We start from the raw sequence: 12,641 nt of genomic DNA, 5'->3' as shown, positions 1-12,641 counted from the left end.
CGTACATAATCCGTTGTTGGCTTGGCCGGCGCCAAGAATAATCGTCTCCAGACCCGACGAACCAGAGCCGCTCCGCTACAGTCAGCCAGTGGAGACAGCCGTTCAACACAGGAGCACCGGCATGCAGCGTTCCATCGCGACCGTATCCATCAGTGGCACCCTGACCGAGAAGCTCGAAGCGATCGCCGCGGCGGGCTTCGACGGTGTGGAGATCTTCGAGAACGACCTGCTGTATTCCGGTGCCAGCCCGCGCGAGATCCGCCAGCGTACCCAGGACCTGGGGCTGGCCATCACCCTGTTCCAGCCGTTCCGCGACTTCGAGGGCGGACGCCGCGAGCGGCTGCAGCGCAATCTCGACCGCGCCGAGCGCAAGTTCGACCTCATGCAGGAGTTGGGCACCGATCTCATCCTGGTGTGCAGCAACACCGCCGCCGACAGCCTCGGCGATGAGCGTCTGATCGCCGATGACCTGCAGCTGCTGGCCGAACACGCCGCCCGGCGCGACTTGCGCATCGGCTACGAAGCCCTGGCCTGGGGGCGCCACGTCAACAGCTGGCAGCAGGTCTGGCGCCTGGTGAAGGCGGTCGACCACCCCAATCTCGGCGTCTTGCTCGACAGTTTCCACACCCTGTCCATAGGTGGCGATCCGGCGGGCATCGCCCAGATTCCCGGGGACAAGATCTTTTTCGTGCAGATGGCCGATGCACCGCTGCTGCAGATGGACGTGCTGGAGTGGAGTCGGCATTTCCGCTGCTTCCCGGGGCAGGGTGAGTTCGACCTGGCCGGCTTTCTCGCGCCCATCCTGCAGACCGGTTACCAGGGGCCGCTGTCGCTGGAGATCTTCAACGACGGCTTCCGCGCCGCCCAGACCCGTGCCACCGCCGCCGATGGCCTGAGGTCCCTGCTGTACCTGGAAGAGCAGACCGCGGCTCGGCTGCAGCGTGAGGAAACGCCGGTGGCGGCGCCCCTGTTCGCCCCGCCCGAGGCGCCGCGTCTGGAAGGCACCGAATTCCTCGAATTCGCCGTGGACGACGCCCACGGTGCCGAACTGGCCCGTTGGCTCGGCAAGCTGGGCTTCGCCCAGGCCGGGCGACACCGTTCCAAGAACGTCACCCTGTTGCGCCAGGGCGAAATCAATCTGGTGCTCAACGCCGAACCCTATTCCTTCGGCCACAACTTCTTCGAGGCCCACGGCCCCTCGCTGTGCGCCATGGCGCTACGGGTGCCCGACAGCCACGCGGCGCTGGAACGCGCCCAGCAGTACCGGGCGCAGCCCTATCGCGGCCTGGTCGGGCCGAACGAACGGGAGATCCCCGCGATGCGGGCGCCGGACGGCAGCCTGATCTATCTCGCCGATCGCGGCGCCGACGGGCGCAGCCTCTATGACACCGACTTCGATGTCAGCGCCGGCGCCAGCGGTGGCCTTGGCCTGACCCACGTCGACCACGTTGCCATCGCCCTGCCGGCCGATGCGCTGGACAGCTGGGTGCTGTTCTACAAGAGTCTGTTCGACTTCAGCGCTGATGACGAGGTGGTGGTCCCTGACCCCTATGGCCTGGTGAAAAGCCGTGCGCTAAAGAATCGCGAGAGCAACGTGCGCCTGGCGCTGAACATCTCCGAGAACCGCAACACCGCCATCGCCCGAGCGCTTTCCAGCTACCGAGGCTCCGGGGTACATCACATCGCCTTCGCCTGTCGGGACATCTTCCAGGCGGTGGAGCAGGCCAAGGCCGCCGGGGTGCCCTTGCTGGAGATCCCGATGAACTACTACGACGACTTGGGGGCGCGCTTCGATTTCGACGACGATTTCCTCAGTCGCCTGGCCTACTACAACGTGCTCTACGACCGCGATGCCCAGGGTGGCGAGCTTTTCCACGTCTATACCGAGTCCTTCGCCGACCGATTCTTCTTCGAAATCCTGGAGCGCAAGGATTACAGTGGCTACGGCGCCGCCAACAGTCCGGTGCGCCTGGCCGCCATGCTGCAAGCCCGCCAGGGTCGCCCGGCGCCCCTGGAATTCTGAGCCAGGCGGGTACCTGCAGGTACCCGCGTCTCTCCCCAGCCAAGAGTCAGACCCGATGCAGGACACCCCGGCGCTCGCGCCCGCGCTCCGTACGCCGCGCAAGAACAATCCCGAAAAGACCCGCCAGGCCATCCTGGCCGCCGCCGTGGCCGAGTTCGCCGACCTGGGCCTGAGCGGTGCGCGGGTGGACGCCATCGCCGAGCGCACCCATACCTCCAAACGGATGATCTACTACTACTTCGGCAGCAAGGAGCAGCTCTACCTGACGGTGCTGGAAAAGCTCTACAGCGATGTGCGCGGCGACGAAGCCGAGCTGCCGCTTGATCGCCTGCCACCGCTGGAAGCGATCCGCACCCTGGCCGAGTTCCTCTTCGAGCACCACCGCAGCCACGACGACTTCATCCGCGTGGTGAGCATCGAGAACATCCATCGCGGCCGCCACCTGGCGCAGTCCGAGACCATCTCCAGCCTCAACTCCTCGGCCCTGGAGGCTCTGCGCCGCATCCTGGCGCGCGGCGAGGCGAGCGGTGACATCCGCAGCGGTCTCGACGCCGTGGATGTGCACCTGCTGATGTGTTCGTTCTGCTTCTACCGCGTCTCCAACCGCCACACCTTCGGCCGCATCCACGACATCGACATGGAGGCACCGGCGGTGTTGCGGCGGCACAAGAACATGATCGGCGATGCGATGGTGCGCTACCTGCAGCCGTAGAGCGTCCATGCGGCCCTCACCCCAACCCTCTCCCGAAGGGAGAGGGGGCGTTTGACCGAGGCTTCTAGTCTCCAACATGGATTCGCAGGGTGGAAATCCCGTAGGTTGGGTTGAGACGGCCTCATCGTCGAAGCCCAACGCTGCTGGCTATCCCGCGTTGGGCTTCGCTGCGTTCAACCCAACCTACGGACCCGCCAACCCCCTCTCCCTCTGGGAGAGGGCTGGGGTGAGTGTGACCCCCGGGCACCCCAGCAAATCCTTAAAGCACCGGCATCCCGCCCGTCACCGGCAGCATGGCGCCGGAGATGTAGCTCGCTTCATCCGATGCCAGCAGCACATAGGCCGGCGCCAGCTCCACCGGCTGGCCGGGCCGACCCAGTGGCGTGCTGCTACCGAATTGCTCCGGCTCGTCCGGCTTCATGGTGCTGACGATCAGCGGCGTCCAGATCGGGCCGGGGGCGACGCTGTTGGCACGGATACCTTTCTCGCCGAGCAGCTGCGCCAGACCTGCAGTGAAGTTGGCGATGGCGCCCTTGGTGGCCGAATAGGCCAGCAGGGTCGGGGGCGCGATGTCGGCGTTGATCGAGGCGGTGTTGATGATGGAGCCGCCACGCGGCATGTGCTTCAGCGCCGCCTGGGTAATCCGAAACATCCCATGGATGTTCACGTTGAAGGTATGCACCCACTCCTCGTCGGGAATCTCGTCGAGGCTGTCGCGCACCTGCTGGAAGGCGGCATTATTGACCAGTACGTCGATGCGGCCAAAGGCCTCGACGGTCTTCTGCACCACGTCCAGGCAGGTCTGGCGCTCGGCCAGATCGCCGGGCAAGAGCACGGCCTGGCGACCCGCCTCGGTGACCAGGCGGGCGGTTTCCTGGGCATCCTCGTGCTCGTCCAGGTAGGCGATGGCGACATCGGCGCCCTCACGGGCGTAGGCGATGGCCACGGCGCGGCCGATACCACTGTCGGCACCGGTGATCAGGGTCTTCTTGCCTGCCAGGCGACCCGAGCCGCGGTAGGTCTCGGCGCCGCTGTCGGGCTGTGGCTCCATGCGCGCTTCGGAGCCGGGAAAGGTCTGGGGTTGGGGTTTCAATGGGGGCTTGGGATGCTCGCTCACGGAGGGCTCCGATGCAGGAAAGGGGAAAGGCGACCCCGGCTCGCGCCGGGGTGCAGGTACTTCACGGGCGCTTAGAGGATCGGCTTGCCACCGGTGACGGCGATACGCGCACCTGAGGTGTAGCTGGATTCGTCCGAGGCCAGCATCACATAGACGGGCGCCAGCTCCACCGGCTGGCCGGGGCGGCCCAGCGGGGTGTTGCCGCCGAATTCCTTGACCTGCTCAGGCGGCATGGTGGCGGGAATCAGTGGGGTCCAGATGGGGCCGGGGGCCACGCTGTTGGCGCGGATGCCTTTCTCGCCGAGCAATTGGGCCAGGCCCGCGGTGAAGTTGGCGATGGCGCCCTTGGTGGTGGCATAGGCCAGCAGCGTCGGCCGCGGCATGTCCGAGTTCACCGAGGTGGTGTTGATGATGGAGCCACCCTGGCCCATGTGCTTTAGCGCGGCCTGGGTGATGCGAAACATGGCGGTGATGTTCACATCGAAGGTGTAGACCCACTCGTCGTCGGGAATCTCTTCGAGGGTCTCGTGGGTCATCTGGAAGGCGGCGTTGTTGACCAGCACATCGATGCGGCCAAAGGCGGCCACGGTCTCGTCCACCACCGCCAGGCACTGCTCGCGCTTGGACAGGCACCCCGGTAGCAACAGGGCCTCGCGGCCGGCTTCGCGCACCAGGCGGGCGGTGTCCTCGGCGTCTTCGTGTTCGTTCAGGTAGCTGATGGCGACATCGGCGCCCTCGCGGGCGAAGGCGATGGCCACGGCGCGGCCGATGCCACTGTCGCCACCGGTGATCAGGGCCTTCTTGCCCGTCAGGCGGCCGGAGCCCTTGTAGCTCTGTTCGCCGCAATCCGGGACCGGATTCATGCGCGATTGCAGGCCGGGAACCTCTTGCTGCTGTTCCGGCATGGGGGATTTGGGGAAATCGGTCATGGGAGAATCCTCGTCGCTCTTGAAACGTTTGCGGGCCTGTCAGTACCGACAGGCCGCAAGCGGCGAGGGTTCGAGACCCGAGACGGGCGGTGTAGTCGAACTAGCGCGGCGCGGGTTCCGCCCAGCGTGGCGGTGCGGTGGGCTGCCAGGCGGCGAGGGCGTCCAGCAGGGCGATCGGCGAGTCTTCCACCTGCAGCATGGCGCGATGCGGCGCGGCGACGAAGCCCTGGGCGACCAGGTGATCGAGGAAGCCCTCCAGTTGGGCATAGAAGCCGTCGACCTCCAGGAGGCCCATGGGCTTGGCATGGTAGCCGAGCTGGCCCCACGTCCAGACCTCGAAGAGTTCTTCCAGGGTGCCCAGGCCACCGGGAAGGGCGATGAAGGCATCGGCCAGCTCGGCCATGCGCGCCTTGCGCGCATGCATGCCGTCGACCACTTCCAGGCGGGTGCAGCCGGTATGGCCCAGCTCGGCGGTCTTGAGACTCTGGGGAATGATGCCGATCACCTCGCCACCGGCGGCCAGGGCGGCATCGGCGACCACGCCCATCAGGCCGACCTTGCCACCGCCGTAGACCAGGGTGAGGCCCCGTTCGGCGAGGGCGCGGCCGAGTTGCGCAGCGGCTTGCTCGAAGACAGGCGAGGCGCCGGACTTGGCGCCACAGAAGACACAGACGGCTTTCAGCGACATGAGGACTCCTAGGCAGGCAAAACGCCTAGCCTAGCCGTCCGTTCCCCCGGATCAAAGCTTCGTCATCGCGCGAGGAACGCTTCCTCCGGCGCATTGCCACTGGCGGCCTGGGCATAGCTGGCGAACAACTCGTGCAGCAGGGCGGTAAGGGTCATGGCGGGCGTCCTTGGCTGGCGGATGATGGGAGCATGGTACGCAGAGATTGGGCACGGCCACCTGGCAAAGGTTTCGATGAGGGCGATAGAGCGAAGCGCAGCGCCTGCTTGCCAGCGTGCTCGGAACCCGCCACCCTCGCATCGGTCTGACTGGCGACTTTCACGCATCCGGAGGGTTCATGAAATCCAAGCTTTTTGCCGCCGCGCTGTTCGCCCTGGGAAGTACCGGCGTTTGGGCCGCTGACAGTTGCACCACCCAGATCGAAGCCGGCGACCAGATGACCTACAGCCGCGCCTCGATCCAGGTCCCGGCCTCGTGCAAGACCTTTACCGTCGAGCTGATCCACAGTGGCAGCCTGCCCAAGAATGTCATGGGCCATAACTGGGTGCTGACCCGCTCCACCGACGCCTCGGCGGTCGACGCCGCCGGCATGAACGCGGGCGAAGACAAGGGCTACCTGCCCGAGGGCGACGAACGCATCATTGCCCACACCCGCATGCTGGGCGGTGGCGAGAAGGATTCGGTGACCTTCGACACCGGGGTCCTGGAAGCGGGCAAGGAATACACCTTCTTCTGTTCCTTCCCGGGGCATTTCGGGTCCATGCGCGGGGTGTTGCAGCGGGGGTAGACCTGCTGTCATAGCCTGATCGCGCAGGAGCTCCAAGCACTTACCGTAGGTTGGGCTGAGCGTCAGCGAAGCCCAACATTTTGGATATCAGGCGCCTTAGCGGGTTATCGAGTGTCCTGATGGCTTTTGTTTCTCCCACCCGGGCGAGTCACTTTTTTCAAACGCGGCTGCGCGCCCCGAAAAAAGTAACCAAAAACGCTTGTCCCCACGTTTCGGCCCTCCGCTACGCTCCGGGTGATTCGCTTCGCTCACCCTTCGGGCCAGCTTGCGGCTGTTACTTCGCTTCGCTACGTCTCCCTCGCTCCAGCGCCGCTCCGAGGGCACGGCACGAAGGGGCTTCCTGCCCCTCGCGCCTTGCTCGGCGTCCTGCCTCGCATCCCCCTGCGTGACACCTGCACTCGGCCTCACTGACGGGGACGGGGCGCAAGCCTGATGCTTGGGTGTTCAGGTGTAGTGTGGAAAACCGCGCAGCGTTTTCCACTTAAGGAGCAACGCTTGACGCGTGGACAAGGCTGCGCCGTTGTCCCCCCAACCGGCTCTTCAATCAAAACTTTCAGGCTGGCGAATCGCCCCGTTCAGGAGGGCGAACGCCAGCGTTGTGGAGTGGGTCGAGCCGCAGAGAGGTCTAACGGGCCATGGACGGCCCGTGTAGGCCGACCCCGGAACGGCGCTGGCGTGAGTGGCTCCGAAGCGCAGCGTAGGGCCGGATGTCCGGGGCAAGCGTTTTTGCTTACTTTTTTCGCGATTGAAAAAAGTGAGTCGCTCGGGAGAGCGAAACAAGAAGTGCGAGCAAAACTCGATAATCAGCCAGGGCACCAATATTGAAGGTTGACCCTGGCAGTGTTGGGCTTCGCTGGCGCTCAACCCAACCTACGAATCAGGTCACGCCTCGCCATTTAACGGCAGGGCAGCTTCACCCCTTCGCCAACTCCTTCTCGATGGCCTCCACCAACCGTGGATCTTCCGCCGTCACGTCGGGCGCGAAACGACCCACCACCTCGCCATTGCGCCCAATCAGGAATTTCTCGAAATTCCACAGCACCTCGGGCTTGGGATTGGGGGTGCCCCCACGGCTCAGCATGCGCTCGCGGAAGGGGCCATCGCCAGTCGTCTCGGGCTGTGCCTGGGTCAGCTCCGCATAGAGCGGATGCTGGTCTTCACCCACCACGCTGAGCTTGGCGAACAGGGGGAATTGCACACCGTAGGTGAGGGAGCAGAATTCCTTGATCTCGGCATCGCTGCCCGGCTCCTGCTGCTTGAAGTCGTTGGCGGGAAAGCCGAGCACCTCCAGGCCGCGCTCGCGCTGGGTCTCGTAAAGGCGTTCCAGGCCTTCGTACTGGCTGGTAAGGCCGCACTTGGAGGCGACGTTCACCACCAGCAGCACCTTGCCCAGGTAGCGTTCCAGGGTCAGGGTTTCGCCGTCGATGGATTGCAGCGGGAGTTTCATCAGGGTCGCGGTCATGGTCGGCTTCCTCGGGGAGAAGTTGCCAGCCTAGCGCAAAAACGCCGCCCGGGTGGGCGGCGCCTGTCGGTCGCGGAAGGCTCAGCGCTTGAGCTTGACCACGTCGCCGGAAACGGTGGTGGTGTAGCCGTTCAGGACATAGGCCCAGAACCAGTTTTCCTGCACCTGGGCGTTGATCAGGGCATCGCCGCCGCGGGACTTGATGGCGGCCTGCTGGGCGCGCACGAAGCGGTCGTTCTGCTGGACCGGGATGAAACCTAGGATCATCAGACCGGTGGCCTTGCCTTCGCCATGACCGACGACGGTGTACTGCGACGGATCCAGGTTCTGCGTCTTCATCGCGGTGCCGGTGCAGCCAGCGACGGCGGCGGCGAGGGCGAAAGAGGCGGCGAGCTTGGCGAAACGTTGCATGAGGTGACTCCTTTTCTGGTTGGCAGGGTCGGGCTTCGTTTCCCGACGCGGCGCACTCTAGCAGTGCCGAGCACCGCGGAAATACCGTTCGCTCCGGCGATAGAACCGCTCCGCCCAGGGTCCCAGGGTTATCAGGTGATAGCGCCTCGATCTAAGCCCGGGCGGCCTGAACTGATACCATCGCCCGCCTCTCGTCCGGCGGCCGCGCCGGGCGCCGTTTCGGAGACCTCGTGTGAATCTGCCTCTCGTCCTCAACCTCGTCGCCTTCGCCGTGCTGCTCGGCCTGCTGGCGCGTACCCGCAATACCGGCTGGAGCCTGGCCGTGCGCGTCTTCATCGGCCTCGCCCTGGGCGTCGCCTTCGGCCTGGTGCTGCAACTCGTCTATGGTCACGACGCCCCGGTGCTCAAGACCTCCATCAGCTGGTTCAACCTGGTCGGCAACGGCTATGTGCAGCTGCTGCAGATGAGCATCATGCCACTGGTGTTCGCCTCCATCCTGGCGGCCGTGGCGCGGTTGCGCGAGGCCTCGTCCATGGGCCGCATCAGCCTGCTGACCCTGGGCACGCTGCTGTTCACCACTGCCATCGCCGCCCTGGTCGGGGTGCTGGTGACCTGGCTGTTCGGCCTGAGCGCCGAGGGCCTGGTGCAGGGCGCCCAGGAGACCGCGCGCCTGACCACCCTGCAGAACAGCTATGTCGGCAAGGTGGCGGACCTGTCGGTACCCCAGCTGCTGCTGTCCTTCATTCCGAAGAATCCCTTCGCCGATCTTGCCGGTGCCAGTCCCACCTCCATCATCAGCGTGGTGATCTTCGCCGCCTTCCTCGGCGTCGCCGCCTTGCGCCTGCAGCGCGACGATCCGGTGCGTGGCGAGAAGGTGCTGGCCGGCATCGACGTGCTCCAGGCCTGGGTGATGAAGCTGGTACGCCTGCTGCTGCAACTGACACCCTATGGCGTGCTGGCGCTGATGACCAAGATGGTCGCCACCGCCAGCCCCCAGGACGTGCTCAAGCTGGGCACCTTCCTGATCGCCTCCTACCTGGGCCTGGCCATCCTCTTCGGCGTGCATGCGCTGCTGCTGACCCTGAGCGGCCTGTCGCCAGCGCGCTTCTTTCCCAAGGTCTGGCCGGTGCTGAGCTTCGCCTTCACCAGCCGCTCCAGCGCGGCGACCATCCCGCTGAACATCGAGGCCCAGACCGAGCGCCTCGGCGTACCGCCGGCCATCGCCAGTTTCGCCGCCTCCTTTGGCGCCACTATCGGCCAGAACGGTTGCGCCGGTCTCTATCCGGCTATGCTGGCGGTGATGATCGCGCCCACCATGGGCATCGATCCCTTCGACCCGCTGTGGATTGCTACGCTCGTGGGCATCGTCACCCTGAGTTCGGCGGGTGTAGCAGGCGTAGGTGGCGGTGCTACCTTCGCCGCCCTGATCGTGCTGCCAGCCCTGGGCCTGCCGGTCACCCTGGTGGCATTGCTGGTGTCCATCGAGCCCCTGATCGACATGGGGCGCACCGCGCTCAACGTCAACGGCTCCATGACCGCCGGCACCCTGACCGCACGCTGGATGGGCCAGCTGGACAAGGCCGCCTACGACCGCGACGACCGCGCGGAAGCCCCGGCGGCGCCAGTCAGTCGCGGCTGAGCGCCGGCGGGTTTCGTGTAGGTTGGGTTGAGCGAAAGCGAAGCCCAACGGTGCCCATGCTTGCCGTGGTGTGTTGGGCTTCGGCGATGGAGCTGCCTCAGCCCAACCTACCTACGGGTGCCCCATGTTGATTGGGTACAACGTGGATGGTCGAGCCGCGCAGGTTGGCGCTGAGCGCAGCGAAGCCCACCACGACCAACCCCAACGGTGCCCATGCCTGCTACGGCATGTTGGGCTTCGGCGATGGAGCCGCCTCAGCCCAACCTACGGGTGCCCCATGTTGATTGGGTACAACGTGGATGGTTGAACCGCGTAGGTTGGCGCTGAGCGCAGCGAAGCCCAACAGGCACGATCTATCCAAAGGCACTGGAAAAGGCTCTAGACTACGACTTTCCATTCACCAGGGACGGTGATCTTGGACTATCGACGCAGCCGCGCCGCGGGCGGCATCTTCTTTTTCACGCTCAATCTCAATGACCGCTCGGCCACCCTGCTCGTCGACCATATCGGATCGCTCAGGCAGGCCATGCGCGAGGTGAAGGTCCGGCATCCCTTCGATATCCTCGCCATGGTGGTCCTCCCCGATCACCTGCACGCGCTCTGGCGCCTGCCAGATGACGATGGTGACTATCCGCTGCGTTGGAGCCTGATCAAGGCAGGCTTCTCCCGGCAGTTACCGCCGTTGGAGACGGTGAATCTATCGCGTCGGCTGAAACGCGAACGTGGCGTCTGGCAAAGACGCTATTGGGAGCACCAGGTCCGCGACGAGCAGGATCTGCAGCGACATCTCGACTACATCCATTTCAACCCGGTGAAGCACGGCCATGCACGTAGGGCGGTGGAGTGGCCCTATTCGTCCATCCATCGCTACGTGCGAGCGGGCGTCCTGCCGGCGGATTGGGCAGGACAGCGCGATGAGGACTGGGCGGTGGGCGAGCGGTGAGGGTTGGTCGTGTTGGGCTTCGCTACACTCAGCGCCAACCTACGCGGTTCAACTCTCCACGCCGTGCCAAGCGACGTTGGGCACCCGTAGGTTGGGTTGAGCGCAGCGAAGCCCAACAGGCCGTGCCGTTGGAACAGGCCCTCTAGAAAAGAAAATACCGCTGCGCCATCGGCAGGACCTCGGCCGGTTCGCACCAGAGCAGCTGGCCGTCGGCCCTGACCTGGTAGTTCTGCGGATCGACCTCGATGGTCGGCAGATAGTCGTTATGGATGAGGTCGCTCTTCTGCGCGGTGCGGCAGCCCCTGACCACGCCGATGCGCTTCTTCAGCCCCAGTTGCTCGGGCACCCCCGCCTCGAAGGCGGCCTGGCTGATGAAGGTCAGGCTGGTGTCGTGGAGCATGCCGGCGTAGCTGCCGAACATGGGGCGGTAGTGCACCGGTTGCGGGGTGGGGATGGAGGCGTTGGCGTCGCCCATCAGGCTCGCGGCGATAGCGCCGCCCTTGAGGATCAGGGTCGGCTTGACGCCAAAGAAGGCCGGGCGCCAGAGCACCAGGTCGGCGAACTTGCCCACCTCGATGGAACCCACCTCGTGGCTGATGCCATGGGTGATCGCCGGGTTGATGGTGTACTTGGCGATGTAGCGCTTGACCCGGAAATTGTCGTTGCCAGCGCCATCCTCGGGCAGCGGGCCGCGCTGCTTCTTCATCTTGTCGGCGGTCTGCCAGGTGCGGGTGATGACCTCGCCGACACGGCCCATGGCCTGACTGTCGGAGCTGATCATGGCGAAGGCGCCGAGATCGTGGAGGATGTCCTCGGCGGCGATGGTCTCGCGGCGGATGCGACTCTCGGCAAAGGCCACGTCCTCGGCGATGCTCGGATCCAGGTGGTGGCAGACCATGAGCATGTCCAGGTGCTCGTCGATGGTGTTCTTGGTGAAGGGCCGCGTCGGATTGGTGGAGCTGGGCAGCACGTTGGGGAAGCCGCAGGCCTTGATGATGTCCGGCGCGTGGCCGCCCCCGGCACCCTCGGTGTGGTAGGTGTGGATGGTGCGACCCTTGAAGGCGCCCAGGGTGGTCTCGACGAAACCGGATTCGTTGAGGGTGTCGGTGTGGATGGCCACCTGGATGTCGAAGCGATCGGCCACCGCCAGGCAGTTGTCGATGGCGGTGGGGGTGGTGCCCCAGTCTTCGTGCAGTTTTAGGCCGATGGCGCCGGCGCGGACCTGCTCTTCCAGTGGGCCGGGCAGGCTGGCGTTGCCCTTGCCGGTGAAGCCGATGTTCATGGGGAAGGCATCGGCGGCCTTGAGCATCTGCGCCATGTGCCAGGGACCGGGGGTCACGGTGGTGGCATAGGTGCCGGTGGCCGGTCCTGTGCCACCGCCGATCATGGTGGTGGTGCCGCTCATGAGCGCCTCTTCGATCTGCTGCGGGCAGATGAAATGGATATGGGAGTCGATGCCGCCCGCGGTGAGGATCATGCCTTCGCCGGCGATGACCTCGGTGGCGGCGCCGATGGGTACGCTGACGCCGGGCTGGATGTCCGGGTTGCCGGCCTTGCCGATGGCCTGGATGCGCCCGTTCTTGAGGCCGACATCGGCCTTGACGATGCCCCAGTGATCGACGATCAGGGCGTTGGTGATGACGGTGTCGACCACCTCGGCTGCCAGCAGCTGGCTCTGGCCCATGCCGTCGCGGATGACCTTGCCGCCACCGAATTTCACTTCTTCGCCGTAGACGGTGTGGTCCTCTTCGACCTCGATCCAGAGGTCGGTATCGGCCAGGCGCACCCGGTCGCCGGTGGTGGGACCGAACATGTCGGCATAGGCTTGGCGGGAGATTTTCATAGGCGTTGATCCCGAATAGAAATGGTCCGGTTTGCCCTCAACCCGGCCCTCTCCCGGAGGGAGAGGGGGAAGAGCGGGTGTTCTGGTTGG

At 65.3% G+C, this 12,641-nt stretch carries 11 protein-coding genes; 5 read left to right on the top strand and 6 right to left on the bottom strand.

Annotated elements, in window-relative coordinates; all coding sequences use genetic code 11:
• Positions 1–121: 121 nt before the first annotated feature.
• Both quiC and APT59_RS18700 read left to right on the top strand, forming a co-directional pair.
• Positions 122–2,023, top strand: a complete 1,902-nt coding sequence (gene quiC / locus APT59_RS18705; protein ID WP_059316238.1) for a 3-dehydroshikimate dehydratase QuiC — start codon at positions 122–124, stop codon at positions 2,021–2,023.
• A 55-nt stretch (positions 2,024–2,078) separates the two neighbouring features.
• Positions 2,079–2,735 carry a TetR/AcrR family transcriptional regulator gene (locus tag APT59_RS18700; RefSeq protein ID WP_059316237.1) on the top strand — a complete coding sequence of 219 codons (657 nt, stop codon included), beginning with the start codon at positions 2,079–2,081 and terminating at the stop codon, positions 2,733–2,735.
• Positions 2,736–2,994: 259 nt separating this feature from the next.
• Here APT59_RS18700 and APT59_RS18695 read toward each other — a convergent pair whose 3' ends face one another.
• The 3 genes from APT59_RS18695 to APT59_RS18685 form a co-directional block, all read right to left on the bottom strand.
• Positions 2,995–3,852: a glucose 1-dehydrogenase gene (locus APT59_RS18695; RefSeq protein ID WP_059316236.1), complete on the bottom strand. Its 858-nt coding sequence runs from the start codon at positions 3,850–3,852 to the stop codon at positions 2,995–2,997.
• A 71-nt stretch (positions 3,853–3,923) separates the two neighbouring features.
• Positions 3,924–4,781, bottom strand: a complete 858-nt coding sequence (locus APT59_RS18690; RefSeq protein ID WP_059316235.1) for an SDR family oxidoreductase — start codon at positions 4,779–4,781, stop codon at positions 3,924–3,926.
• Between the two features lie 100 nt (positions 4,782–4,881).
• Positions 4,882–5,469, bottom strand: coding sequence for a TIGR00730 family Rossman fold protein (locus tag APT59_RS18685; protein WP_059316234.1), 588 nt, complete (start codon positions 5,467–5,469; stop codon positions 4,882–4,884).
• Positions 5,470–5,803: 334 nt separating this feature from the next.
• Here APT59_RS18685 and azu point away from each other — a divergent pair, with 334 nt between their 5' ends.
• A complete protein-coding gene (gene azu, locus APT59_RS18680; RefSeq protein ID WP_059316233.1) occupies positions 5,804–6,253 on the top strand; it encodes an azurin in 450 nt (149 codons plus the stop codon).
• Positions 6,254–7,166: 913 nt separating this feature from the next.
• On the opposite strand, the gene APT59_RS18675 is transcribed toward azu, so the two are convergent.
• Entirely contained in the window at positions 7,167–7,715 is a 549-nt protein-coding gene (locus APT59_RS18675; protein ID WP_059316232.1) for a glutathione peroxidase, read from the bottom strand.
• Positions 7,716–7,796: 81 nt separating this feature from the next.
• The gene (locus tag APT59_RS18670; protein ID WP_007163001.1) at positions 7,797–8,126 is read right to left on the bottom strand and encodes a hypothetical protein; all 330 of its coding nucleotides are present in this window, start codon (positions 8,124–8,126) and stop codon (positions 7,797–7,799) included.
• Positions 8,127–8,358: 232 nt separating this feature from the next.
• On the opposite strand from APT59_RS18670, the gene APT59_RS18665 reads away from it, so the two are divergent.
• Together APT59_RS18665 and APT59_RS18660 are read left to right on the top strand one after the other, a co-directional pair.
• Positions 8,359–9,765, top strand: coding sequence for an L-cystine transporter (locus APT59_RS18665; RefSeq protein WP_059316231.1), 1,407 nt, complete (start codon positions 8,359–8,361; stop codon positions 9,763–9,765).
• A 412-nt stretch (positions 9,766–10,177) separates the two neighbouring features.
• The gene (locus APT59_RS18660; protein ID WP_059316947.1) at positions 10,178–10,708 is read left to right on the top strand and encodes an REP-associated tyrosine transposase; all 531 of its coding nucleotides are present in this window, start codon (positions 10,178–10,180) and stop codon (positions 10,706–10,708) included.
• A gap of 142 nt (positions 10,709–10,850) precedes the next feature.
• On the opposite strand, the gene ureC is transcribed toward APT59_RS18660, so the two are convergent.
• Complete coding sequence (gene ureC, locus APT59_RS18655) at positions 10,851–12,551, bottom strand: urease subunit alpha (RefSeq protein WP_059316230.1); 1,701 nt, start codon at positions 12,549–12,551, stop codon at positions 10,851–10,853.
• Positions 12,552–12,641 lie beyond the last annotated feature (90 nt).

The sequence above is a fragment of the Pseudomonas oryzihabitans genome (genome assembly GCF_001518815.1).
Taxonomy (GTDB): domain Bacteria; phylum Pseudomonadota; class Gammaproteobacteria; order Pseudomonadales; family Pseudomonadaceae; genus Chryseomonas; species Chryseomonas oryzihabitans_E.
Note: the sequence above shows the minus strand (reverse complement) of the source record. Positions and strands in the feature narration are given on the sequence as shown.